The sequence below is a fragment of the Paenibacillus sp. Soil787 genome (assembly GCF_001429545.1).
In the GTDB taxonomy this organism is placed as follows: domain Bacteria; phylum Bacillota; class Bacilli; order Paenibacillales; family NBRC-103111; genus Paenibacillus_E.
Map to the genome: position 1 here is coordinate 42,263 of NZ_LMSP01000007.1, position 26,075 is coordinate 68,337.

General features: G+C 48.7%; 22 protein-coding genes. 12 read left to right on the forward strand and 10 right to left on the reverse strand.

What is annotated here, in order from left to right; translation table 11 throughout:
• Positions 1-657, forward strand: a complete 657-nt coding sequence (locus ASG93_RS09615) for a DUF2306 domain-containing protein (RefSeq protein WP_056831245.1) — start codon at positions 1-3, stop codon at positions 655-657.
• A 166-nt stretch (positions 658-823) separates the two neighbouring features.
• Here ASG93_RS09615 and ASG93_RS09620 read toward each other — a convergent pair whose 3' ends face one another.
• Positions 824-2,395: an ABC-F family ATP-binding cassette domain-containing protein gene (locus tag ASG93_RS09620; protein ID WP_056831246.1), complete on the reverse strand. Its 1,572-nt coding sequence runs from the start codon at positions 2,393-2,395 to the stop codon at positions 824-826.
• Between the two features lie 203 nt (positions 2,396-2,598).
• Between ASG93_RS09620 and ASG93_RS09625 the strand changes: the two genes are divergently transcribed.
• The 3 genes from ASG93_RS09625 to ASG93_RS09635 are packed head-to-tail and all read left to right on the forward strand — an operon-like array spanning position 2,599 to position 4,275.
• Complete coding sequence (locus ASG93_RS09625) at positions 2,599-3,045, forward strand: hypothetical protein (protein WP_056831248.1); 447 nt, start codon at positions 2,599-2,601, stop codon at positions 3,043-3,045.
• A gap of 1 nt (position 3,046) precedes the next feature.
• Positions 3,047-3,268 carry a helix-turn-helix transcriptional regulator gene (locus tag ASG93_RS09630; RefSeq protein WP_047682732.1) on the forward strand — a complete coding sequence of 74 codons (222 nt, stop codon included), beginning with the start codon at positions 3,047-3,049 and terminating at the stop codon, positions 3,266-3,268.
• 32 nt (positions 3,269-3,300) lie between these two features.
• Entirely contained in the window at positions 3,301-4,275 is a 975-nt protein-coding gene (locus ASG93_RS09635) for an NAD(P)-dependent alcohol dehydrogenase (protein WP_056831250.1), read from the forward strand.
• A gap of 138 nt (positions 4,276-4,413) precedes the next feature.
• Here the strand turns inward: ASG93_RS09635 and ASG93_RS09640 are convergent, their stop codons facing one another.
• Together ASG93_RS09640 and ASG93_RS09645 are read right to left on the reverse strand one after the other, a co-directional pair.
• A complete protein-coding gene (locus ASG93_RS09640; RefSeq protein ID WP_056831252.1) occupies positions 4,414-5,694 on the reverse strand; it encodes an MFS transporter in 1,281 nt (426 codons plus the stop codon).
• On the reverse strand, positions 5,673-6,344 hold the full coding sequence (locus ASG93_RS09645; RefSeq protein ID WP_056831254.1) for an ArsR/SmtB family transcription factor: 672 nt from the start codon (positions 6,342-6,344) through the stop codon (positions 5,673-5,675). The genes ASG93_RS09640 and ASG93_RS09645 overlap by 22 nt, the downstream gene beginning before the upstream one ends.
• Positions 6,345-6,697: 353 nt before the next feature.
• On the opposite strand from ASG93_RS09645, the gene ASG93_RS09650 reads away from it, so the two are divergent.
• Both ASG93_RS09650 and ASG93_RS09655 read left to right on the forward strand, forming a co-directional pair.
• On the forward strand, positions 6,698-7,381 hold the full coding sequence (locus ASG93_RS09650; RefSeq protein ID WP_056831256.1) for a hypothetical protein: 684 nt from the start codon (positions 6,698-6,700) through the stop codon (positions 7,379-7,381).
• Positions 7,382-7,558: 177 nt separating this feature from the next.
• The gene (locus ASG93_RS09655; RefSeq protein ID WP_056831259.1) at positions 7,559-7,879 is read left to right on the forward strand and encodes a hypothetical protein; all 321 of its coding nucleotides are present in this window, start codon (positions 7,559-7,561) and stop codon (positions 7,877-7,879) included.
• Here ASG93_RS09655 and ASG93_RS09660 read toward each other — a convergent pair.
• The 3 genes from ASG93_RS09660 to ASG93_RS09670 all read right to left on the reverse strand — a co-directional run bounded on the left by ASG93_RS09660 (position 7,863) and on the right by ASG93_RS09670 (position 9,944).
• The gene (locus ASG93_RS09660; RefSeq protein WP_056831261.1) at positions 7,863-8,699 is read right to left on the reverse strand and encodes a sulfurtransferase; all 837 of its coding nucleotides are present in this window, start codon (positions 8,697-8,699) and stop codon (positions 7,863-7,865) included. The two genes, ASG93_RS09655 and ASG93_RS09660, sit on opposite strands and share 17 nt — an antisense overlap.
• Before the next feature lie 30 nt (positions 8,700-8,729).
• Positions 8,730-9,203 (reverse strand): GNAT family N-acetyltransferase, encoded by a 474-nt coding sequence (locus tag ASG93_RS09665; protein WP_056831263.1) that lies wholly within the window; start codon positions 9,201-9,203, stop codon positions 8,730-8,732.
• Positions 9,204-9,284: 81 nt separating this feature from the next.
• Positions 9,285-9,944: a hypothetical protein gene (locus ASG93_RS09670; protein WP_056831265.1), complete on the reverse strand. Its 660-nt coding sequence runs from the start codon at positions 9,942-9,944 to the stop codon at positions 9,285-9,287.
• Between the two features lie 41 nt (positions 9,945-9,985).
• Between ASG93_RS09670 and ASG93_RS09675 the strand changes: the two genes are divergently transcribed.
• Positions 9,986-10,495: a GNAT family N-acetyltransferase gene (locus tag ASG93_RS09675; RefSeq protein WP_056831267.1), complete on the forward strand. Its 510-nt coding sequence runs from the start codon at positions 9,986-9,988 to the stop codon at positions 10,493-10,495.
• Here the strand turns inward: ASG93_RS09675 and ASG93_RS09680 are convergent.
• The 3 genes from ASG93_RS09680 to ASG93_RS09690 are packed head-to-tail and all read right to left on the reverse strand — an operon-like array spanning position 10,484 to position 12,955.
• Positions 10,484-10,795: a 4a-hydroxytetrahydrobiopterin dehydratase gene (locus ASG93_RS09680; RefSeq protein WP_056831269.1), complete on the reverse strand. Its 312-nt coding sequence runs from the start codon at positions 10,793-10,795 to the stop codon at positions 10,484-10,486. The genes ASG93_RS09675 and ASG93_RS09680 overlap by 12 nt on opposite strands.
• Before the next feature lie 3 nt (positions 10,796-10,798).
• Positions 10,799-12,622, reverse strand: coding sequence for a DNA helicase RecQ (gene recQ, locus ASG93_RS09685; protein ID WP_056831271.1), 1,824 nt, complete (start codon positions 12,620-12,622; stop codon positions 10,799-10,801).
• Positions 12,623-12,661: 39 nt separating this feature from the next.
• Complete coding sequence (locus tag ASG93_RS09690; RefSeq protein ID WP_056831273.1) at positions 12,662-12,955, reverse strand: hypothetical protein; 294 nt, start codon at positions 12,953-12,955, stop codon at positions 12,662-12,664.
• Between the two features lie 257 nt (positions 12,956-13,212).
• Between ASG93_RS09690 and ASG93_RS09695 the strand changes: the two genes are divergently transcribed.
• Both ASG93_RS09695 and ASG93_RS09700 read left to right on the forward strand, forming a co-directional pair.
• Positions 13,213-14,811: an SWIM zinc finger family protein gene (locus ASG93_RS09695; protein WP_056831458.1), complete on the forward strand. Its 1,599-nt coding sequence runs from the start codon at positions 13,213-13,215 to the stop codon at positions 14,809-14,811.
• Positions 14,808-17,675, forward strand: coding sequence for a DEAD/DEAH box helicase (locus ASG93_RS09700; protein WP_056831275.1), 2,868 nt, complete (start codon positions 14,808-14,810; stop codon positions 17,673-17,675). Before ASG93_RS09695 ends, ASG93_RS09700 begins: the two co-directional genes overlap by 4 nt.
• 1,415 nt (positions 17,676-19,090) lie before the next feature.
• On the opposite strand, the gene ASG93_RS09715 is transcribed toward ASG93_RS09700, so the two are convergent.
• Entirely contained in the window at positions 19,091-20,278 is a 1,188-nt protein-coding gene (locus tag ASG93_RS09715) for an EAL domain-containing protein (RefSeq protein ID WP_056831278.1), read from the reverse strand.
• Positions 20,279-20,493: 215 nt separating this feature from the next.
• Here ASG93_RS09715 and ASG93_RS09720 point away from each other — a divergent pair, with 215 nt between their 5' ends.
• From ASG93_RS09720 to pyrH, 3 genes are all read left to right on the forward strand, one after another.
• Positions 20,494-23,376: an ATP-binding protein gene (locus ASG93_RS09720; protein ID WP_056831280.1), complete on the forward strand. Its 2,883-nt coding sequence runs from the start codon at positions 20,494-20,496 to the stop codon at positions 23,374-23,376.
• A gap of 175 nt (positions 23,377-23,551) precedes the next feature.
• Positions 23,552-24,877: an MFS transporter gene (locus tag ASG93_RS09725; protein ID WP_268796002.1), complete on the forward strand. Its 1,326-nt coding sequence runs from the start codon at positions 23,552-23,554 to the stop codon at positions 24,875-24,877.
• Positions 24,878-25,049: 172 nt separating this feature from the next.
• Positions 25,050-25,784 carry a UMP kinase gene (pyrH, locus tag ASG93_RS09730; RefSeq protein ID WP_056831284.1) on the forward strand — a complete coding sequence of 245 codons (735 nt, stop codon included), beginning with the start codon at positions 25,050-25,052 and terminating at the stop codon, positions 25,782-25,784.
• Positions 25,785-26,075: the final 291 nt, after the last annotated feature.

A 26,075-nucleotide genomic window follows, 5' to 3' on the forward strand; every position in this document is an offset into this window, starting at 1 on the left:
ATGGGAGTACAACGAAGTACGATTCGCGCTTGGGCATTTGGACTATTGGCTTTTTTGGCTTTGGCAATTGGAGCTTATGCTTTGGTCATGTATGGAACGCCTGACCACCTCCATAAGCAGTCGTTCGTAACGGGAAAAGGCAGTCTGCCCGATTTATGGTACAACATCCTCTGGGCGCATGCCATCTCAGCTGGAGTAGCACTTGCAATAGGCTGGCTTCAGTTTATCAAGAGGCTTCGCCATCATGCTCCGAACATTCACCGTTTGATCGGCTATATGTACTCCATCATGATTACAATCGGGGGCACAACCGGCCTGTATTTAGCTTTCTATGCGAATGGTGGTTGGTTCGCGCAACTTGGCTTCGGATCGCTTTCAGTCCTATGGCTTTACACACTCTTCCGCAGTCTAAAAAGCATCATCGTCGATCGCGACAAGGCCGACCATGGCCGCTGGATGGTACGTAATTACGCGCTCGGTTGTGCGGCAATCACACTCCGGATATATACCCCGCTGGCTGCGGTATTTCTAGGATTGACCGATACGAACGATACTTTCATCGTTATCGCCTGGATTTGTTGGATACCCAACTTGTTGCTAGCAGAGCTTTTCATTGGTGAAAAGAAACGTACGACCGGACGGACGTTGGTACGATAATGAGGAGTGGACGCAAGGATAAACGACTCCGTCGTCGTTCAGGGACGAGCGCGTTTGTCAAGGTAGATGCGAAGCAAATGTATAAAACTTATACTTTCTTATCTACTTAAAAAGATGGCCCCTATGATACTTATAGGGGCCATCTTTTTAATGAAACAACTCTGTCCTATAGATTCTGCTCACTTATCCCCAATTCCGGGTCAAAAACCAGCATTTTGGTCCCGATTTTATCTATAAAGAACCGATCATGGCTTACTGTTATGACGGCGCCGGGAAAATGGATCAGCGCCTGCTCCATGACCTGAATACTCGTTAAATCCAGATGATTGGTCGGCTCATCCAATATGATGACTGCCGCACCGGAGAGTAGACATTTCGCAAGCGCGACCCGGGCCTTCTGTCCACCGGAAAGGTTCCCTATGAACTTGCTTAGATCCATCTCGGAGAATTGAAGCATGGATAGGAATTTGTTCACCTTTTTACGCGGGGCGTCCAGTCCCAATCCGTATGTATTCACCGCGTGGCTAACGGTATCCTTCGGATTAAGCTCTTCCCACATCTGGTTGAAGTAGGCGTAGCTGACACCTTTCTCCCAGATAACCTCGCCAGACTGGGGCTTCTCCTGTCCCGTAAGCGCCTTAATGAGCGTGGACTTCCCGCTTCCATTGGGGCCCACGATGACTAAGCGATCTTCTTTCTGAATATCGAAGCTGACGTTCTGAAAAATTGACCGATCGTCGTAGGACTGCCCGATATTCTTTACTTCGCAGAGCTTGTCCGGAAAGCGCAGTCGCTCATAAATATCCGTGATTAGAACGTTTACGGGGTGCGGTTCTATCCGCTTTTTGTTATCCGCTAGTTGACGGGAAAGACGGTCCTTGGAAGATTTCTTGCTTGCGCGGCTGTCGATGGCTTCTGACTCCATGAGGAGCAGTTCTTCCTCCCACTCGAACTGGCGGTCCAGTTCCTTCTTGCGCATCTTCTTTTTGCGTATGTAGTCGGTATAATTGCCTTCGTATTCCTGAAAACGATAGTTCTCAATCTCGATCACTTGCGTGACCACTTTGTCGATAAATTCACGGTCATGCGACACCAGTATCATAGCGCCTTTGAAACGGTACAACCATTGCTCCAACCACGCTATACCTTCCATATCCAAATAATTGGTCGGTTCGTCGAGCAGGACGACATCGGGCAGCTCGATAAGCATCTTGGCAAGCGCAGCACGGTTTCTCCAACCCCCGGACAATTCATCAATCGGCTGATGGCGTGACCTCTCGTTGAATCCCAGCTTCGTAAGAACTGTGTTAATCTCGACAGATACGTTCCAGCCATCCAAATGCTCCATTTGTTCGAATAACTCGGCCTGCCTCGTCAATAGTTTATCCATTTCACCGTCATCGGTGACCAAGCCCAACCTTTCTCCAACTTCCTGCAGCTCCCGTTCGATAAGAGCGACCTGCTCAAAACACATTTCCAACTCTTGCTGAACGGACAGACTGCCGCGCATTTCCGAAAATTGCGAGAAGTATCCTATCTTCACCTGCGGATCTATTTCCACTTTGCCCGACGTAGGCTCTTCTTTACCCATGATCAGCTTAAAAACCGTCGACTTACCGGCACCGTTCCGTCCGATTAGGCCGATCCGCTCTCCTTGGGTCACACGAAAATAAATTTCGCGAAAAATCAGGGACTCTTCATATTTCTTCGTGACGTTCTCCAAACGAATTACACTCATGGCTATCCCCTCTAACTGCTTCAGTCTACCGCGATTATAACACTTCATGACCTTACTAATCTCTTTTCGGCTTTTTACTCATACCCGCTAAAAATATTTCATTATTTCGTGTATTATACAGTTGACCTGATGTATAGTATAAGTTACATTATGTATATAGTGTTTTACTTAAGGTAAAAATGAACATACAGGAGGAATAACCGATGTCCTATCAGGAGAAAAAGCATATCGTCTCATTCATTAGTACTTTGTTAATTTTTGGTTTCTATTGCTTGTATGTTTTTCAAAAGTACCAAGATATGCGTATGGACACGACGGAAACCTCCCACTTTTGGGCGGCCGCCATCTTAATCTTAATATCGGTGTCCATTATAGCCAAAATCATCATTTCCATTGTCTTCAATATCATCTATCGCATAGCGACCAAGGAAGTGGAGCCTTCCTTCTCGGATGAACTCGACATATTAATCGATTTGAAGGCCACAAGGAATTCTCACTATGTGTTCACGCTTGGCTTTCTTCTGGCAATGGGATCCCTAGTCGTGGATATGTCGCCTTCTACCATGTTCATCATTCTTATTTTCGCAGGATTCATGTCAGATATGGTTGGTGTATTCACACAGCTCTACCTCTATCGGAAAGGAGTTTAAGATGGGCAAAAGTCTGATTAGCAATCACATACGGAAGTTGCGCTTTAACCATGATGAAATGACTCAACAGCAGTTGGCGGATAAAGCGGGGGTGACGCGACAAACCATCGTAGCCCTCGAACAAGGTAAATACTCCCCTTCATTGGAATTGGCTTTTCGCATTGCACTTGTTTTCAAATTACCATTGGAAGACGTTTTCTTTATGGAAGATAAAATGGAATGAACGCTGCCAATTAGAATCTTAGGAGGATTTGTATGAGAGCAATTGTATGTACAAAGTACGGAACACCGGATGTTCTACAGCTCAAAGAAGTAGAAAAACCTACTCCCAAGGATAATGAGATACGGATAAAAATGCATGCAGCCATCGTAACACCATCAGACTGTGCTTTTCGGAAGGCTGACCCTTTTATTGTCCGACTTATGTATGGTCTCACACGACCCAAACATGCGATATTTGGCGTTGAGCTGGCGGGGGAAATTGATTCCGTGGGGAAAGATGTGACCTCATTTAAAGAGGGAGATCGCATATTCGGCATAAGTCCGGCTGCATTTGGCACCTATGCGGAGTACATGTGTCTGCCCGAAGATAAACCGGTGAGCACTGCGCCGGCCAATGCGACCTTTGAAGAGGCTGCCGGCGTCTGTGATGGAGGCTTAACCGCACTGATCTTCCTTCGAGATACGGCGCATATTGGTCGTGGACAAAAGGTCCTTATCAACGGCGCTTCTGGATCGGTTGGCGCTTATGCAGTACAGCTTGCCAAATACTTTGGGGCAGAGGTTACAGGGGTATGCAGTGCCCCGAATATAGCATTCGTGAAATCTCTGGGCGCCGATCAGATCATTGACTATACCAAAGAGGACTTCACCAAAAACGGTCAGATCTATGACGTTATTTTCGACGCAGTAGGCAAGCGGTCATTTTCACAATGTAAAAACTCGCTAACTGAGCATGGGGTTTATCTCTCAACGGTCCCTACACTGGGGATTATGCTTCACATGTTATGGACGTCCAAGATCGGCAGCAAAAAAGCCAAATTTACGGCTTCGGGCTTACAACAGAATAAAGAAAATCTAGCGTTTCTCGCAGAGCTTTTTGAGGCAGGGAAAATAAGATCAGTGATAGATAGACGCTATCCGCTGGAGCAGATGGCCGAGGCTCATAGGTATGTTGAAACAGGACGTAAGAAAGGGAATGTGGTTATTACTTTCGAGGGTCTGCGATAAACCAAATATTCCCAATCCCCGCGGTATCCTATATACTTTTATTCATTTTACCCCTTATTCCAAGGAGTCCCTATGAACACTAAAGAACAATCTCCAGCTGGCAGCATCATTTATCGACATGAGGCAACAGATCGACCTTTAAAGTTTATCGACCGCTCTCCTCGACCAGATCATAACCGGGATCAGCAGCAGAGACAGGAACCCGCCCGCCAGAGAGAGGACAGCAAAGCTGGAATTGGCGACGACCATGCCCGACAACACTCCACCCGATGCCCCCGCCAATGATACCAGGACATCCACCGTCCCTTGTGTCTTGGCGCGCGTGGCCGGAGTTGTCGCATCGATGATCTGTGCAGTGCCGCTGATCAGACCGAAGTTCCAACCGAGTCCCAGCAGCGCCAGAGCGACTATGAGCCAGACCATCGAATCGGCTGGCGCCCATGCGGCAAGCAATCCGGCTAACAGCAACGTGATCCCCGATGCGTAGGACATGAACATACGCCCGACCTTGTCCACGAGAACACCCGTTACCAAGGAAGGCAGAAACATCGCCGCGACATGAATGCCGATCACCATGCCCACTGCGCTCAACCCATGTCCGTGATGCTTCATATGGACCGGCGTCATCGTCATGATGGCGACCATCACGAGCTGCGTTAAGACCATCACGGTCGTCCCGATGATGATCCCCCGATTACGGACTGCTGGCGCCAAGAGATCCGCATCAACCGCTGTTTGGGATGGATTCGCTTGATGCGCTTCGGCGATAGCTTTAGAGACGTTATACGGATCTGGGCGGAGAAATACCCAGATCACCAGACCCGCCAGGATAAAAGCAACTGCCGCCAGCATAAACGGGCCCGCCAAAGCAGGGGCGCCGACAGATGTCGCGAATCGTCCCATGACCCCCACCAGGTTCGGCCCCGCAACCGCACCAAACGTCGTGAATACCATGGCTAAGCTGACAGCTCTCGCACGCTGCTTAGGCTGAGCTAAGTCGGTTCCCGCATAACGCGCCTGCAGGTTGGTCGACGTACCGGCGCCATAGATCAGCATCGAAGCGAACAAAAGCGGAAGATTATTAGCGATGGCTGCAAATACGACTCCGATCGCGCCAATCCCCCCTGCAAGAAAACCTGCCGTTAGGCCTACCCGACGGCCAAGACGCCCAGAAAGCCGTCCGACAAGCAGCGCCGATGAGGCCGAGCCCAGCGTCAATAGCGCCGAAGGAACTCCAGCTAAGCTATCCGTCCCGAGCATATCCTGGGCAAGCAGCGCTCCGACCGTGACGCCTGCCGCGAGTCCCGCTCCGCCGAATAGTTGGGCGATGATCACGATCATAAGCGATCTCCGATAGAGCTGCTGCTGTTTCTCAGGAGAATAAATGTATTCTCTTATTAATTCGCTTCCTTCAGCCATTCATGCTCTCCCCCCTCCAGCTTGTATGCTGTGATCCCCTCCAGCTGCAACTTGGCAACGGCCTCTGTCGAACTGATACAGTAGGGGCCTCTGCAATACACCACAACTTCAACGGCCCTAGGCAGATTGTGAAGATAAGGTTCAAACTCCTCCATCGGTACGGAGATGGCCCCCGAGAGATGACCGGCCTCGTATTCATCTCTCGATCGTACATCGAGCAGGATGATCTCCCCGGCCTCTATCTTTACCATCGCTTCCTCCAAAGAAAGCGTCCTTATATCCTCATACCCGTGTAAAAATTCCTGTCTAATCCGCTCGATGTCCGCAAGCTGACTCTCGCCAATTCGCCACATAGCAAACAAAAACCCGGCAATTGAAGGATCAGCCAGCGAATAGATAACATATGTGCCTTTCTTGCTGAACTTCACTAGCCTGGCATCGAGCAAAACCTGCAGATGGCGGGATACGTTAGCCACGCTCATCTCCGTGACTTGGGCCAACTTCTCTACCGACTTTGGCCCCTGAGCAAGCAAGCTCAAGATTTCAAGCCGCTTGTCGCTGGATAGGCACTTCCCCACCCGGGCTAGCTGCTGAAACAGTTCATTTTTAAATTCTTTGGCAGAAGGGATTGCCTCAGGAACAGATTCCATGAACGTTCATCCTTTCATATTCAATTAATTAATTGAATAATAGAATGCGAATAGGCTGTTCGTCAAGAAGTAATTACAATTTGGAAATGAATGTCCCCCACTAAGCTATTCAGGTAGTTAAGCTCAAATTTCTTTTAATTTGACAATTTTTCGAGTAATTTCTCTTCGTTCAACACCTTCATATACAGTAAGTTTACTCTATTTCCTGTTGCGCTCCCTAGCCATGTTGTGTCACAATATGGCTATTATGTAGCAGCTGAGTGGCAAAGAATGCCCTGCTTCCTTTCCAAATCGGAAAGGAGGCGGGGTTTTTGTGTTTTTAAACTAATATGGAAAGGTAAAGGTATCGGGAAATGGGTCTCCAAATTGAGCACGATAATTGGATTAGTAATCATTTAAGGCGAAGAAGAGGGGAGCGTCTCGATGTTCTAAACCGCGGCCATGGGTACGGAAATCAATTGTTCGTTGAACGAATCTGGTGGATGCTTGTTGGACATTTTCACGGACTGCATCCTGAATATGAAGTAAAGGACTGGCGAGGGAGATCCTACTTTGTCGATTTCATGTGGATTGTTGGAGCTTTACGTATTGTATTTGAGATCATGGATTTTGGCTCGCATGGCACGGACAGAACCAAGTATCGGATGGATTTGAACCGAGGACTTTTTCTTCAGGCTCAAGACTGTACGGTCTTCTATATCTCTCTGGATGAGTTAAAAGAGAATCCCTCGTTCATCCTCTCCGCCTTGCGAAGCAGCTTGTCACCTTATCTGTCGGCTGGGGATGGAAATAAAAGAACGGTTCAAAGACACTATTCAAAAATCGAAAGAGACTTGATGCGAACGGCAATTCGCCACAATCGGGTCATTCGCCCGACCGAGGCGGCGAAGGAGTTGGAGTTGCATACGATGACTGTCATTAAATACTGTCGCAGGTTGGTGGAAAAGGGGAAATTTCGGGCCGTGGCAAGAGGAGTGTCCGGGCGGGTCATTTACTATGAATATGTGGGCTCTATGCAAAGTCCGGATTTGGTTTGACATTACGACTCGCTCTATTCTGTATGAAAAATCATATAGATATTTGACTATGATGGTGAAATCGATAATTCTATATGAAAAATAATATACAATCTTTCTTATAGCGTTTATCCTGACTATTCTATTCGAAAAATCATACAGATTTATGGATAGGCAGAAGAATTAGGCGGGTTGTGGATGATTGGACAGGCAGAAGAATTAGTCGGGTTGTGGATGATTGGACAGGCAGAAGAATTAGTCGGGTTGTGGATGATTCGTGGAACTAATCGATCGGATCTTTCACAAGCATCTGATCTTCAGCAGCTTCCGCTATCACCTTCCCGACTGCCTCACTGTTGGTCCCGGGGATTTTCCGGGGCTGTTTTCTCTACTTCTTGTTTGCAAATTGTTGAACGGAAAGCCAAAAAAGGGCCGCAGCAGCCCACCTCTCGGCAACCTGTCACAGCCCTCAAACCCGCGTCCCTCGCGGTTTCAAAGCCTCTTACTCTTCACCCTTAGCAATTGGATTATCCTCATACGAAATCCAGTCGCTCCAGCTTCCGCTATAGAGCTTCACGTTATCAAAGCCCGCTTCGCTAAGGCCCAGCACGTTCGGGCACGCCGTCACGCCGGAGCCGCAATAGACGATGATTTCATCAGCGCCCTGCAGCGCGGCAAAGTGCTGTTCCTGCTCCGCTGCTGACAACCAGGCGCCGTTCTCACCGAGAACGCCTTTCCAGAAGAAGCTGCGAGCGCCCGGGATGTGGCCGGCCACCGCATCGATCGGCTCTTCCAAGCCGAGGTAGCGGCGCTCCTCGCGCGAGTCAACGAGCACGGTGCCGGGGCGACCGAGCTTGTCCTTGACCTCGTCCATGCTCGCAAGCATAGCGCGATGCACCTTCGGTGAGAAGGTCCGCGGGAACACAGCGGACACTTCATCGGTAACCGGGTAGCCAGCAGCTTTCCATGCTGAATACCCTTGGTCTAAGACGTATACCTCGGAGTGACCGAGGAATTTCAGCATCCACCATAGCCGCGAAGCCATGGCCCCGCCTTGATCGTCGTAAGCTACGACGGTCTTCGTACCATCGATCCCGAGGTTGCCCGCGAGGATAGAGAAAGCTCCTAGATCAGGGAGCGGATGCCGGCCTCCGTGCGCCATTTTGGCACCGGAGAGGTCTTTTTCCAAGTCTACATACACGGCTCCTGTTATATGGCCTTCCTCATAATTCTGTCTGCCTGATTCTGGTTGTCCTAGCGCAAAGCGGCAATCCGCAATCACGATGTTCGCATCGCCAAGCTGTCCTAGCAGCCATGTTTGACTTACGATATTTTCCACAGTTTCATGCCACCAACTTTCGTCATTCGATTAATCGCCCATTCCACTCGTCGGATTAGCGGAGTACGCCTGCCAATCACTGCGATCTCCACCCATTTTATCGTAAAATGCTTGGGCGCGGAAGTTATCTTTGGCCGTTGTCCACGTTAAATTGGCATATCCATTTCTTGCGGCGTAGCCTTTGCAAGCAGCAAAAAGCTTTGCTGCCGCACCCTGACCACGTTCAGCCTCGATGACGAATAAGTCGTTCATAATTGCTATTTTGGACGCACGCAAGGTGCTGAAGGTAAAATATAAGGTCGCAAAGCCGACCAGCGTCCCCTCTTCCGTCTCCGCTACGAATTGAATACCTTCCTTCTGCTCAAGCAGCAGGTGAATCAATCCGTTCAGCTTCTCATCTTCGGGTTGTCGATATTGGTAGAAGTCCACAATATAAGCGAGCATTAACGTTTTCAACTGCGGAATATCTTGCATTACTGCTTCACGAATCGTAACTTGGGTCATTTAGGGTGACCTCCTATTCCTATTAAGTCTATATACTCATTGTACCCCAAATCTTGCCTTTTTGATGAAAGGTAATCTCGGTTAAATATCTTCCATTTCCTTCCGATACAGGAGATAAATGATCCACCCTAATAGTAGGGATAAGCCTGCTGCGAAATAGAATATGGACGTTATTTTCAACGTAACCCCATAATAAGCCAATGAGAACAGGACAAATGCAAAGAAAAACACATGCAGCAGGACATTTTTCTGTGGAAGCCAAGCACTTTTGGAGCTTAACTCGATTCGAACGGTAAAGCCTAAACGTTTCTTAACCAGAACCAAAGCCGTGAGGTATGTAAGCGATGCGGCCGCCATTTTCAAAGCATAATAAGTGGAATCAAGCCCCTCTAAATAAGCAGCAATTGAGATAGGGGTAATGAGCGGCATGATAAATAGAACAATGGCCAAATAAATCGTATAGCCAAGCGAGCCAAGAAACGCTACCATAAGCGCATGCAGTTTGCGCACGCGAAATATATAGTGAATAAAGACCGCTTCCGTTACAATAATGAGCATAGGCTGCAAGCTCTCCGCCCACTGCTGGGATAAAAATAATTTAGATACACAGGCAATCACGAAGGAAACAAGCAGCACAATAGGCCATTTTGTTTTCAGCGAGATCCGGAATAGGGTTAGTCCCAATACGAGCATGGAAAATAGAGTTATTGTGCCAATTGGAATATGACTATACCAATCCATTTGAACCTCCAACCAAAGATGAAAGGATGATAACTGATTACATGACGGTGAATACAAGCTTACCATGGCGCATCGTTCCCCTAACGGAAGCGAATTGCGATGAACTTTGCACTTGGAGGTATCCGCCTCCATACGATTTATACAATTGGTCTCCATGGGAGACTATGCTTCAAGAACAAGCAGAATTCGCTGACCCGCAAATTCGAGCTGAGCAGTATCGAGCTGTGGTGGATGAAAACGGAATATTATCTGGGTTCGTTCAATTCTTCCCCATTGTCGGGGTGACACGCTTAGGGCTAGGACTTCGACCGGATCTTTGCGGGAAGGGGAGCGGAATCGGTACCCAATTCGTCCAAATCCTTGTTCTAGAAGCCCAGCGCCGGACGCCCCTACAGGAGATTGATCTTGAAGTTCTCGTCTGGAACGAAAGAGCGATTCAGACGTACGAGCGAGCTGGTTTTACGATTACAGACACGTATGAAAGGTGGACTCCCACTGGGATGGCTGCCTTTCACTGCATGGTATATAACGGACCGAGCTTAATCAGGTGATCCACTGTTAGTAGTAATGTCTGTAAAAGCTTGATCAAATTTAGCTGCTGATTCGAAATCCAAATCAGTTAAGCCGCCTGCATGCCAGGACGTAAGTCGCAGCGTGACCATCTTATAATCGATAGCAATCATCGGGTGATGGTTAAGAGCTTCCGAAATACGGGCTACTTCGTTCACGAAATCTATGCCCTGCATAAATGCTGTAAATCGATACTTCCGCACAATCCATTTGTGATCGTCTGTCGTCCAGCCCGTCACCTCCGCAAGCTTCTGATCGATGTCAGTGTTCCCAAGCTTCACCTATCACCACTCCTCTGATTTAATCAAATCGTAGGCGACTGCACCCAATTCACCCTCTCCCGCATACGTGCGAAGGAGGTCAAGGAACGGCTTCCCGTAGTTTCGGTATTTCACCTCGCCGACACCTTTGATTCGCAGCATGGCGGATTCCGATGTCGGACAAATCTCACTCATTTCTCGCAGCGTGCTGTCCGCGAAAATAATATACGGCGGCACCTTCTCACGTGCAGCAATTTCCCGACGAAGCAAGCGAAGCTGCTCGAACAAGGTGTTATCGATAGCGGCAGCCTTAACCTGCTGCTTACGCACCTTCTGGTATACTTGCAGCTTCCCTTGAAGCACTTCTGCTGCGGGCTGCAGCAGCTTCACAACTGGATATTGACCATCCGATAGCTGCAAATACCCTTCTGAAATCAGCACGTTGATCAGATCCGAAATCTCTTTCTCCGGCAAATCTCGCATTATGCCATGGGTCGGCAAACGATCGAAGCGATAGTCGACAATCTTCTTCGCCTTCGAGCCTTTGAGCACGGAGGCGACCATCGAGATGCCGAAGCGTTCCCCCATCCTGCGGATGCAGGAGAAGATCTTCTGGGCTTCGACGGTGATATCCACCGTATCGCGATCATCTTTGCAAGAGCTGCAATTGCCGCAAGTATCTTTAATATTCGTTTCATCAAAATAGTGCAGTATGACGTTCCGCAAGCATCGTGGCGAATAGCAAAAATCGATCATCGTCTGCAGCTTCTTATACTCATTCGCTTTACGCTCCGGCGAGAGCTGATTCTGCTCGATCAAAAACTTCTGCGTCATAATATCCTGCGCGCTGAACAGCAGAATACACTCACTCGGCTCTCCATCACGACCGGCACGACCGGCCTCTTGGTAGTAAGCCTCCATATTTTTCGGCATATTGTAATGAATGACATAACGGACGTTGGACTTATCGATGCCCATCCCAAAAGCGTTCGTCGCGATCATCACGCGAATATCATCATATAGAAACGCCTCCTGCATGTAGGAGCGTTCCTCGTCGGTTAGACCGGCGTGGTACTTCCCTGCGGCGAAGCCTTTTTTGCGCAACGTCTCATATAGATCTTCAACATCCTTACGCGTAGCGGCATAAATAATACCAGGCTGATGCGTATGTTCCTTCACATAATTCTGAATATAATCCCGCTTATTCTCACCGCGAAGAATCGTCAATTCCAGATTATCCCGTGAAAATCCGTTGACGAATATGCCCGCTTGATCCAAATCAAGCAATCTCGCAATATCGGCTGTGACCTCGGCAGTAGCTGTAGCTGTGAAGGCTGCGACAATCGGGCGATTGGGCAGCTCGCGAATGAACGGAGCAATCGACACGTAGCTCGGGCGAAAATCATGCCCCCATTGCGACACGCAGTGCGCTTCATCAATGGCCACAAGCGGAAGATTCAGCGCAGACATGCGAGCACGAAACCGTTCCGACTCCAACCGCTCGGGCGCGATATACAGCAGTTTATATTTGCCCTGCATGGCGCCTTGCATCCGCTGTTCCACTTCTTTGGCTTCCAGCGTACTGTTAATGAAAGTTGCTGGAACACCCAGCACACTTAACGCATCCACTTGGTCCTTCATCAAGGAGATCAGCGGTGAAATAACCAACGTCACGCCCTCCATGAGCATGGCAGGAACTTGATAACAAATCGATTTACCTCCGCCCGTCGGCATAATGCCTAGCGTATCTCGACCTTCAAGCAGATTCGTAATGATATTCTTCTGACCCTCGCGAAATTCCGGGTACCCATAAACTTGTTGTAAGACCTTCCTTGCTCCATCCAGCATAACTTCCATACACCTTTCTATATCACACTTCTGCCTGATTTAGACCAAATAGATGACGGAAACCAGCTTCTCCCCGTCATGAACCTTCAGCACGTGATTATTCGGATCATGGCGAACGGATCCTGCACCTATGTGCATCACAGGTGCACTTCCTAATCCATAAAAAATATCGTCAGCCAGCGTGCGCAGGCATTCTTCCTGATCTTCCTTATCAAGCTCCAGCCAGTCGTCCGCATTCATTTCCAACAGCTCATAAAATCCATCAACCATTTCAATGCCACGCACGAAATCAGTAACAATGTCCTTATATTCTCTGCCAAATTTAATGCCCACTCTCGCAGTCTCCCTTCAAAAGCATTTCGTATAGCTTCACTTTATCATATTATAGGCAGGAATGCAGGGTTAACACCTACCTGAGCTAATTGCGGTGTGCTTTAACATTGTAATTAGCTCCTATGAACTCGATGAGAACTTATTTTCTGATGTGTAAAAAAAACCTCTTTGGCATAAACTGTGGAAATGGGCAATTTCGGGAAAAATCTGTTACTATGGAAGAAGGAATGTACCGCTCGGAGGGTAGGAAAGCACACATGCTGAAACTGCAGATTCCCAAAAATCGAATGAACTACCTAATCAAGCAAATCCCGCTTCATTTCGACGCCGTCCGTCTGGAGCAGGGCTGGGAGTATTACCATAAAGGTCGTGTGACCGAAGTCGATCTGAAAGGCTTGAACGTTCAGGCGACCGTCGCAGGCAAAAAAATACTGAGCACCATGCTAAATTTAGAAAATTTCGCCTCTAGTGAGTGCAGCTGCTCCTATGAAGGCTTTTGCAAACATATCGGTGCCACTTTCTTCAGCTTATATGCGCCTTATGGACGTCCGGAACTGCTGCTTCAACAGTTAAAACAACAAATACTCACACGGAAGAAACCCGCACGCGGGGCAACTTTGATACAGGAACGCAAAGCTGCTGCAGCTGCACAGGCCAACGTGCCTCTTGAAGAGGCTATGCCCGTAGATTGGCATCGCTTTTTTGAAGGGAAATTCCATGGATTCTCCATTTCTCATCAGCACTCGATCGAAACCTTCTACGACTCCGCACTGGAATCCTTGCCCGGCTATGCGGCAGATTGGAGAAGTTCAACCCGCGAGCTCTACATGTTCCATATCGTGCTTTTCATGATGCGGAAAATCGAACAATTTTATCAAGAAACGAAAAGCTCCTACTTGTCTTATTATCACGAGAACGGTTGCAAAATTGCCGCGAAAAATTGTGAGGATAAGCTGGTTGAATTCGTGGAACGCACAGATGTGAATACCTCTTTCGAGGCAGAGCCCAAGCACTGGCTATCTACCATGAAAATGCTCGGGGAATTCTCCCTGCAGGGCAAGGATAGTCCGATTGATTGGTTGTTTGTTTACCGCTTCATTTGGTGGAAACTAACGAATCATTCCGCGGCACAGAAAGAGGAAATTCAGCGCCTCGACGCACTTCTCACGAAGAAGGACCATTTAGCTCGGAAGAAGGATACACTTCTGGCGGCAAGAGCGCATTTTGATATTATGCAGGGGGATACGGATAGCGCGTTTGAGCGTCTTGGGCAGCTCACTCATCCCAGCGCAAAGGATTATTTCCTTTACCTGAACTATTATTACAACGATAAACAGTGGGACAACATGCTGGTTTGGCTGCGTTGGCTGTTCACGTCGATTGCGAATGCAAATCACGATGATTTCCGGACCTTTTGCCAATACTGGCTCGATACGACCAAGCACCTAGATTCCGATAGCGAATGGGTACAGGTGATGGAGTCCCTATTGCCTCGTTCTTATTACTATTACACGGCTTATTTGCTGCAAACAAAACGGTATCGGCAATGGGTAGACTTGCAACTAGCTAACCGCATTTCACCACTGAGCTTATATGGCATGGAGCTTAAAGCGATTGAAGAGCATGATTCGGCTTTACTCCTTCCCCTCTATCACCAAGCGGCTGAACGGGCTGTTCTGGAGAAAAATAGGGCTTCCTATAAGACGGCTGTTCGACTGCTTAAAAAGCTGCACGGTATCTATAAACAATTAGGACAGGACGACCGCTGGGAGCACTACGTATATCGATTAGCGGATAAGTTCTCACGCTTGCGTGCTTTCCAAGAAGAGCTCAAGAAAGGAAAATGGATTCGATGATCGAAACCAGCACGCTGACAGTTCACGTTAGCTCCATACCTAATGGTTCTTTGTTTCTATGGGGGACCCGCGAGAACGGCGGCATTTGGGATGCTCTTGATTTGAAAAATATGCTGTTCGCTTGGCATCGCGCCTCTTTTTTCGGCACGTTCATGGAGCCCAGCGAGTGGCAAAATCGGGAAGGCATCGAGCTGCTACCGCTCGATGCGCTTGATTATTTCAGCGATCCGCAGCCTGTGCAGCATCTACAGCTTAGCTGGCATAAGGACTGTGCGGATTTGATGCGCCTTGCTCCGGCTGTTCGAGAGGCACTCTCGTACGGGAGCTTCATGCCGGACTATGAAAAGTGGAAAGCCGGCGAGATCGGCTGGAAGCTCCAGCTTCCAGAAGAACTGCAAGCCTTGGAAACCCCAGCTGTTTCACGCTGGATCCATGCCCTGATTCCCGAGTGGGTGGACGCCGACGGCCTCATGAAAGACAATCTGCGCAAGCTCGAAGCCGCGCATCCGTTGATGCGCCGCGGTGAGATCGGCGCCGATCTATGGCTCGACGAGGAGGATTGGCTCGTCGCCATCGGTTGGCGCCAAGACCGGTCGCCTATGCGTACCTGTCTGCAGCTCGTGGAGCCGGACCTGGCGCACGCCGCCGGCTGGCAGCTGCGATTGCTGCTGCAGGACCGGCTTGCGCCGGAGGTGCTGCGCACGGTGACGCCCAGCGGCGAGCCGGTCGTGGGCGAGCTGCCGCTGCCGGAGGCGTGGCTGCCGGAGCTTGGCCGCGTAGAGCGTGACGCGGCGAAGTGGGTACGCATCCTGCCGTGGCTGGATGCGGGCGAGGGTGCTGGTCTCCGTCAGACGTTGACGGAGGAAGAGGCTTGGCGCTTCCTCGCAGAGGGAAGCGTGCGGCTTGTTGAGGCCGGGACGAGTGTATTCCTGCCGGCCTGGTGGGAGCGCATCCGCAAGATGAAGCCGAAGCTGCGCGCGAAGATCAAGTCTTCCGTCGGTTCTGGACGGGAGACGATGTTCGGGCTGACCCAGCTGATGCAGTTCGACTGGAAGCTGGCTGTTGGGGATTTGGAGCTGACGGAAGAGGAATTCCGGCAGCTTCTGGAGGAGAAGCGCAAGCTGATCCAGATTCGCGGCAATTGGATTCAGCTCGACCCGCTGTTCATGGCACAGGTCGAGCAGATTATGAAGCAGGTGCAGAAGAAGCAGGGCCTCTCCTTCCGCGATGTGCTGGAGCTTCACTTCGCAGGCGATGCCGGCGGGCTGCTGCCGGCTGAGGATGACCCCGAAGCGATGCGCTACATCGAGATGGAGGTCGAGCTGAACGAACAGCTTCGCCACATGGTCGATCAGCTCACGCAGGCGGAGTCGATTCCGACGATACAGCCGCCGCCTAGCTTTCAAGGGTCGCTGCGCCACTATCAAGTGGACGGTATCTCTTGGCTGTTGTTCCTGCGCCGTTTCGGCCTAGGCGGCTGTTTGGCCGATGATATGGGTCTCGGGAAAACGATCCAGTGGATCACGTATCTGCTCACTGTGAAAGAAAACGAGCAGCCCGAAACGCCTTCCCTCCTGGTATGTCCGACGTCCGTGCTTGGGAACTGGCAAATGGAGCTTAAGCGTTTTGCTCCGTCTCTGAAGGTTCATCTTCACTATGGCCCTCAACGTTTAAAGGGACCTGCTTTTAATGAACAAGTCGTGGGCAAGGTTGACTTAGTTTTGACATCCTATACGCTTTCCCATCTGGATGAGGTTGAGCTAGGCTCAATTGCCTGGAACTCCATCTGTTTGGACGAAGCCCAAAATATAAAAAATGCTTATACGAAGCAAGCCTCCGCTATTCGCCGACTCGATGGTTACCATCGCATTGCGTTAACGGGAACACCGATTGAGAATCGACTCACGGAGCTGTGGTCGATCTTTGATTTTGCGAACCCGGGCTATCTGGGCACGGTTCGCGAATTCACACACCGCTATGTGAATGCCATTGAGAAGACGCGCGATAGCGAGACGATCGGCAAGGTACAGAAGCTGATCCGCCCTTTCCTGCTGCGCCGTGAGAAGAAAGATCCCGCGATTCAGCTGGATTTGCCGGAGAAGAACGAGTCGAAGACGTTCATCTCGCTTACCGCCGAGCAGGGCTCGCTGTATGAGAACTACATCCAAGACATGTTCGATCGTCTGGATAAGCTCTCCGCTATGGAGCGGCGAGGTCTCATTCTCGCCGCGCTGACGAAGCTGAAGCAGGTTTGCAATCACCCTGCTTTGCTGCTCAAAGAAGGCATCCACGCACCGTGGAGCGGACGCTCTAACAAGCTGGAGCGCCTCCTTGAGATGGTGCAGGAGCTGCGACAAGAGGGCGACAAATGCTTGATTTTCACGCAGTTTGTGGAGACGGGCAACCTGCTCCAGCATGTGCTGCAGCAGGAGCTTGGCGAGAAAGTGCTGTTCCTGCACGGCGGAACGCCGAAGAATGGGCGCGATGAGATGATCGCGCACTTCCAAGACGTCAGCCAGCCGGTCGACGAACAGCGGAATGTGTTCATTCTTTCGCTGAAGGCCGGCGGCATCGGGCTCAACCTGACGGCGGCGAATCATGTGTTCCACTACGATCGCTGGTGGAACCCCGCCGTCGAGAATCAAGCGACGGATCGCGCCTTCCGTATCGGCCAGACGCGTCATGTGCAGGTGCACAAGTTCGTGACGCTGGGCACGCTTGAGGAGCGCATCGATGAGATGATCGAGCGCAAGCTGGGCCTTAGCCAACAAATCGTCGGCTCCGGTGAGAACTGGATCACCGAGCTGTCGACCGACGAGCTTCGCGATCTGTTCTCGTTGCGCCGCGAGTGGGTCGAGGCTTAAGAATGTGGGGTTCGGGGTTCGGGGTTCGGGGTTCACGGTTTGCGGTTCGCGGTTCGCGGGCCTTCGGGCTTTGGGCGAGGACTTGGACTTTGGCTTGGATTTGGGCTCTTGGACCTCGGGGCTTCAGCCTTGGACCAGAGTTTAGGTTTAGGCACGCCACGGCGCCTCATAATATGTTTGTTAGAATCCTGCATAGTTTTATGCAGGATTTCCTTTTGCCTATATTCGACGAATGAATTTAACCACTAATCACCAAAGCTACTTCGCCCACTTTGATGCAAATAGTGCATCTCTTTTCAGCAGATAACCGATTTTCAAAAGTTTTGCTGCAAAAACTACAGCAAAATCAACACATACCGCCCATTTTGAGTCGGAATGAGGATATTTGATGCACAAAATGCATCATCTCATCCGAAAATGAAAATTTGATCATAATTTGATGTACTTTTTGCATGTATTTGTTTCTAATCGCATCCTGTTGCCGTCAATTCGGCCAATATTAGCTCGTTCGCGGAGTTTCTAGATTACTTGGAGTAGCTATTTCTTTGGGTTTGGGTTTGGGTTTGGGTTTGGGTTTGGCTCTGGCTCTGGCTCTGGCTCTGGCTCTGGCCCTGGCTCTGGCTCTGGCTCTGGCTGGCCCTGGCCCTGGCTCTGGCTCTGGCTTTGGCTCTGGCTGGCTCCGGCTCCGGGTCTGGCCCTGGCCCTGGCTCTGGCTCTGGCTTTGGCTCTGGCTGGCTCTGGCTCTGGCTCTGGCCCTGGCCCTGGCCCTAGCCCTGGCTCCGGCTCCGGCTCCGGCTCTGGCCCTGGCTCTGGCTCTGGCTCTGGCTCTGGCTCTGGCCCTGGCCCTGGCCCTGGCYCTGGCTCYGGCTCCGGGTCTGGCCCTGGCTCTGGCTCTGGCTCTGGCYCTGGCCCTGGCCCTAGCCCTGGCTCCGGCTCCGGCTCCGGCTCTGGCCCTGGCTCTGGCCCTGGCTCTGGCCCTGGCTCTGGCCCTGGCTCTGGCTCTGACTCCGGCTCTGGCTCTAGCCCTGGCCTGGCCCTAGCCCTGGCTCCGGCTCTGAGTATGAGTCTAGGCGCTCAGATATCTGTTCGGTTAAGATTTTGCTCCAACGCAAAAAAGGCCACCCGAGGTAACCTCTCACAAAACACTCGCATTCACGCACTATCTCTTACGCACTTCGCATTCACACACTATCTCATACACACTCTCTTACACGCACTATCACATACGCGATCTCTGTCAAACACTATCTCATACAACACTCTCTTTCACGCACTTTCTCATTCAAGCTCCACGCCACGTACTCTCTCAAACACGCTCTCTCAATCTCTTATATATCTCCTATCAATCTCTCAATCTCTTATATATCTCCTATCAATCTCTCAATCTCTTATATATCTCCTATCAATCTCTCAAATCAAATCATCAAATCCCCAAACAAATAAAAGCCCTCTCCCAACGCACAGGAATAAGTCTGAATCTCATGCGAGGTGTCCAAGTCTGTGTAAGCTTGGGATAGGATCCCTTGTTTTTGCAGGTTCATCATCATGATGTTGGAGATGAAATAGGGTCTCCATGTCCAGTTTGCCCCGCGATAGCTCTCATCTTTGCTCCATGCTTCGTCTTTGCGGCTGTAGTTGGACGAGATTTGGTAGCCGTCCTCACGACATATGTACATACGTATACAATTTTCCGACACGTTGCTAATGATATTTTCGATGACACGATCTGCATCTTCAGCTGTTGCTATACAGACCGAAGAATAGATAAGCAAATCTAGACTTTGATGAATGGTCAAAAGTCGGCTATAGCGCCCAAGTTCATCTTGACCAAAGTGTTTCATTTCCTCTTTCAGCATAGACTTGAAGGCATCTCGGCGCTGTAATTGCGGTTCAGCTTTGGAGAAGAGATAGCCTTGCACATATCTTGCTCCGACTTGAAGAGCACTGCGCAATTCTTGCTTCGTTTCTACTCCTTCGACGAGCAGGGAGGCCCCCATTTGAGCCGCTAGGATGGAAAAGGATTGCATCAGCGCCTTGTAGCCGGCGTGGGTGGCGCTTTTTTTCAAAATATTAAGATCGATCTTCAATATCTTCGGTTGTAGACTGGCGATTCGGTCGAAATTGCTAAACCCGCTGCCCACATCGTCAATGGCAATGGTACAGCCGAATTCTCGATATACTTCTACAATTTGCGTCAGTTCGTGAAGCTTCCCTGTGAATTCTTCTTCGGTAATTTCGATCACGATACGCGCTGGATCTATTTGATATTTCCTTAATAGTTCGATAGTCGGCAGCACACCTGTGCGCTTATAGGTCTGATAGATCCATGAAGGCTTTAAGTTGATGAATAAGGAACTCTCATCTTGAGTCTCAGCCAGCCGTTCAATCGCCCGCTCTCTCAAATGCCGATCAATCTGAAGCTGCATGTCTTCGGGAATGTCAGGATTTTTGAAAAAAGGCCCCAAACTTTCGACACTACTCTCCCGAATCCGTCTTCCCAGTGTTTCGTAGCCGATGATTTCTTGGCTCTGAAGTGAAAGTATGGGTTGGAAGAATGGACGTACTTCATGTAGTGGCGGAATCCTGCTGTCTATAGCCTGCACTGTGCGCCCTCCTCAAGCAAACTTCGATGATCTTAAATCTTTCGTTCCATTTAGTTCCATCGTGTAATGAATCATATTTTAAACGACATTTCCACATCTTGCAATGCATTCATGGAAGAAAACATAACATGGTCGTTTTTAAAAGGAATTTGTTGCGTCATGTCGAATTTTTATTACATCCTTTCATCCTATTAGAATCTAGGTGACCATTTGCTATGAAGTCATTCATGAGATCTCGGATCTCCATGCTATATGTTATTTTAATCGTCGTTTTACTCGTATTTGTGAGTGTCTCCAACTTTATTGCTTCTCGTAATATGGAAAATGAAAGTGATGCGATCGTGCACGATTCCATTCCGATTTCCAACACAACGAACAGCCTGCTTACAGATTTAATTAACCAAGAAACGGGTATTCGCGGTTTTGAAATATCAGGTAATGAGCAGTACCTCGAGCCTTATACGTCTGGTAAAAAGCAGCTGGAACTTGATCTGAACACGATCAGCCAATACGATAAAAAGTATCCCACTTTGCAGCTTATTATGGACACGCAAGCCATACCAGCTATTAATAATTTACAGAAGTTTTTCGACACACATTTGGAGTTGGTTCGTGCAGGAAAAACAGAAGAATCGAAAGCTCGCATTGCGTCCGGCAAAACGATGATGGATCGCTACCGAGTTGTTCATGTAAGTATCGAGAAGACCATAGATCAAATCACGTCAGATGCCTATACGGCTTCCCTTCATGCAGGTAAAACCTCACGAACGATTACAATGGTCGGCAGTATTATTGCCTTAATTGCAGGTGGGATGTCCATTTTCATTTCCTATCGAGCCTATCATGCTGAAGAAGAGATTCGTAGAAGCGAGGAAACGTATCGCTATATGGCAGAAAGCTTGGAAACGCAGAATGAGGAGATTATGGCCCAGCAGGAGGAGCAGCAGATCACACTCGCGAAGCTATCCGAACGAGAAATGGATTTGGAACTCATCTCGTCCTATCAGGAGAAGCTTACAGGCTATGTGAAGTTGAAAGATTTCTTGAAACATACGCTGCCTGCCCTGCTCAATTCGTTGTCCCAGGATGCGGCTTTGGTCGTCATGGAACGTCACGCAGAGGACTCTACTTCTTATGAAGTTATTCATTCCATTGGTTATCCGAAAGAACATATTAATTTGAATCAGCGAGAGCTTTTTGGGCCGGCTATGCGTGTTTTCGATGAAGGAACGCCTATTGTTCATACACGAGATATATCAGGTCATGAACAAGGTGTTCATGGGGGAATGACACGAGCTGTCGATCAATATGTCCCTCTCATGGACGATAAACAGAAGGTCATTGGCTTCTTGCTGCTTACGAACTATCAAAGCTCTATTTTTCAAGAAAATAACGAACGATTGACCAAAGGATTAGTTCGTCAGTTCGGACTCGCCTTCTACGCGCAGGTGATGAACGACGAGAGGCTGAGGCAAGCGGCCAGCTTAGCAGAGCTCAATGATCAATTAATAACAGAGAAGCAGCTCATCGAAGGGCAGCGCGATCTGATTCAAAATATTTTGGAATCCGCACATGAGGGCATGATGATGTGTGATTCGCAAGGTACCATCCTGTTCTCCAATCATCGAATGAGTCGGTATTTCAGTTTAAATGAACGCATAGGTGAGAACCTGGTCGATAGCTGTCACGAAATAGCTGCCGATTCTCCGAGCTTTATAGGCGTCGCTTCCTCCATTGAAGCGTTGATTGACGGCTCACTGTCAAATCTCACACAACGTTTTAGTTTCGAGCTCGAGGATCAGGTCCAACACGCGGAGCTATATGCAACCGTGGTCGGTGAAGATACCGAACAGCAAGGCTACTTATTCGTATTTCGTGATCGTACCGAAGAAGAGCGTATTGATGAAATGAAGAATGAATTCATTAGTATTGTCTCTCATGAGCTGCGAACTCCCCTTGCCAGTGTGCTTGGTTTTATCGAGATCTTGCTGCATCGCGAGCTTTCACAAGAGAAGCAAAAGAAATATATGGAAACCATTAATAAAGAAGCGCATCGCTTATCGAATTTAATTAACGATTTCCTTGATTTACAGCGGATGGAATCAGGCCGACAACTGTATCATTTCTCCCCAGTCAATCTGCTGCCTACTTTGCAAGAGATCGCCGAACAGTGGCAGGATAAGCATAGTCATCGTATTCTCATTCATCAGCAAGAAGCAGAACTATATGTGAGAGCCGATGCAGATCGTATTCGTCAAGTATTCGACAACCTGATCAGCAATGCGATTAAGTACTCGCCTGAAGCAGATCACATTGATATCCACCTTACTGTCGACCAAGGTAAGATCAACATAGCGATTCAAGATTACGGTCTCGGCATCCCAGAGGAAGCCCGTGACCAAATGTTCACCAAGTTCTTTCGTGTCGATAACTCGGACAGACGTCAAATTGGCGGTACGGGCTTAGGTCTCGCTATTGTGAAAGAGATTGTAGAAGGACATGGCGGACATATCTCTTACACATCCGAAATGAGACAAGGTACGACATTCCGAATCGAATTCGATCAATATGAGATTTCAAATATGGATGGTCAAATTGTTATTTTCGAAGATGACGATAATCTGGCCAAATTAATTCAAGTTGCGCTGAACAAGTTGGGGCTCCCCTCCATGCAGCTTCGTTCTGCCGAAGAGGGCATTATCGCGCTTAATCGCTGTAAAGGCGAGGGACCGATTCTGTTCATCGTCGATATTCATCTGGAAGGCGCCAAGACAGGTTGGGATTTCATCGCTGATTTATACCGTCATCCGGTGCACTATCAGACCCCTGTTATCGTTTCAACTGCGCTTGATCCGCCTCATGATTATCACGAGAAAGAGATTGAGAAATATCTCAAAAAGCCGTTCACCATGGAACGTCTCGTCCAGGTGGCAAAACGTCTCCTCGATAATAAGCAAAATAATGCGTACGTGTTCCCTGCCCAAAATAAAGAGAAGCTCTCGACCACCTTACAGCGCAACGGCATCGATGTGCTTGGAATGAAGGAGAGCATGGATATGATCGAAGTCGAAATCAAAAAACCGCAATCAGATGCATAACGCATCTTAGTGAGCCTTCGATCAGACATTCCATTCAACATAGCGGCTTACTCACTCTCCTTCTAATTTAAATTAAAGGGAGAGTTTTTTTATTGTAAAGACAGAGGGATTTCCCGGTCTTGTAGCCAATATACTAGAGAAATACCATTTGATGCGAAGGAAAGGTGTGACCCTAGTGGCAAAGCTTGAATCCGCTTCCAACCAGGTGCAAGCACGTAAAGTCTGGACCCTGTTGTTCTCATTACCGATATTCGCTTGGGCGATGTACGATTTCGCAAATACGATTTTTTCCTCCAATATCGTGACTGTGTTTTATCCATTTTATTTAAAAGAAACGCTAGGCAAGAGCGAGGAATTGAATCAGATTGCCAGTACTTTCATTACTTACTCCAATGCGATATCCAGCTTTTTCCTCGTGTTGTTGTCTCCCTTATTCGGGGTATGGATTGACCGGACGGGCAAAAAGAAGGCTTACCTCGTCCCCTTCACGCTTATTGCTATCGTGGCAACTCTGCTCATGGGCACTTCAGCTCTTTGGCACATAGACCAGCAGTGGATGGGACTCAACACCTCCTTACTAGGCGTAATTTTCTTTTTTATGGTCGCCAAATTCTTTTACAATTCAAGCTTAATCTTCTACGATTCAATGATTTCGGATCTTGGTAATGCTCGTGAGATTCCCATCATTTCCGGAGTTGGCGTAGCGGTTGGTTATGTCGGCACATTAATTGGACTTGTCGTGTTCCCACTGATCAATGGCAATCATTTTGAAAATACGTTTATCCCTAGTGCACTCATGTTTCTGATCTTCTCTCTACCTATTATGTTTTTTTACAAAGAGAAGCCCCAAAAGCCCGTCAGTGAGAAAAAGTCGCTCCTCAGCGGGTACCGTGAGATTTGGGATACGTTTAAAGAAGCAAGAAAGTTCCGCGCTGCCTTCTTGTTCATGATCGCCTACTTCTTCTTTAACGATGCGATTGCCACGGCGATTGCGGTGATGGCCATTTATGCGAATACGGTTATGGGCTTCACCACGGGGCAATTCATTCTGCTCTACCTCGTTTCAACGGTATCGAGCATCATCGGTTCGTTCCTTTTCGGCTATGTGACCAGAAGTATCGGCCCCCAAAGAGCGGTGACCATCGTCGCCTTCATCCTTATTATTGCGATCTCCTTAGCAGCATTTGCGACTAGTCAGAGTATATTCTGGGTTGCCGGCAGCTTGTATGGTGTATCGATGGGTGCTATGTGGGTCACATCCCGGACACTGATTGTCGAGCTAACGCCGGAAGAGAAACGCGGTCAATTCTTCGGATTGTTCGCCTTCTCGGGTAAAGTGTCCTCGATCGTTGGTCCCGCTCTTTATGGATCGATTACCTGGGCGCTAGCGTCATCTGGCAACCTAGCAAGCCGCGTAGCCTTAGGCTCTCTCTTGGTCCTTGTCGTGATTGGTCTGCTCGTTCATATGCGTGTGCCGCAGAAATTGCATTCCTCCTCTTGATTCGTGTACAATAACTTTTAATAATAGACGGAAGGTGTGAGGCGTATGAAGGGTCCAGTTGATATTAGAAACGCGGTCTTTTCCTATTTCTCATTCATGGAACACTAAAGCATTCATTGCTTTAGTGTTTTTTTATGGGTACAAATTTTCTCATCTGAGAGGAGAGATGGATATGCGGTACAAGAGGGTCTTAATTAAACTTAGCGGCGGGGCTGTAGCTGGAGATAACGAGTTTGGCTTCGATCCGACGCAGCTTAATCACATTGCCAATGAGATTATGACCGTTGTCAATCTAGGTGTGGAAGTGTGCATCGTGATAGGCGGAGGCAATATTTTTCGCGGGAATATGGGCGAGAGCTGGGGAATCGAGAAGGCAGAGGCTGATAATATCGGGACGCTGGCTACCGTCATCAACAGCTTGATGCTGCGCGGTGTTCTTAAAGCGAAGAGCAAAGCTGAAGTGCGCGTCATGACAGCAATTCCTCTCTCTTCTGTAGCGGAGCCTTTCATCCGACTGAGGGCCATTCATCACTTGGAAAAAGGGTACATCGTTATTTTTGCAGGCGGCAATGGACAGCCTTTCGTCACCACCGATTATCCATCGGTCCAAAGAGCCATTGAAGTCAACTGTGAAGCGATTCTCGTCGCGAAGCAGGGGGTTGACGGTGTTTTCGACAAAGATCCGAAGCACCATAAGGAAGCACTTCAGTACAAATCACTTCACTATAACGACGTTATCCAAAATGATCTCAAGGTCATGGATCAGTCCGCCTTCATACTGGCGCGAGATTATCAAATCCCCATGCATGTTTTCAACTTCGATAAGCCGGGCTCTATGAAAGAGATTTGTGAAGGCCAGAATACAGGCACGATCATCAGTGATTCATCCGAGCTTATTTTTCATTAGAAAAGCATACTGAAAAGCACGCTCCAGAATTCGATTTTAGATTCGTTCGGCAGCTTGGTGAAGGTAGATCAGCTATAGCTGTTACCAATGTTGTAGTTTCTACAACAATTTACATGCCTAAAGGCTATTTTGTGAGTTGAAGTTGCATTTCGTACAACATTTTGAGCCTATTTGTTGAAAAATGGCCTGAATTGGTTCAGCCGAGAAGATGAATTCACACCCCCTCACTCCCACTATTTCGCATGTGTAGTCCCCAACCTATCTTATTTATTGACTAAAAATGCAAAAAGA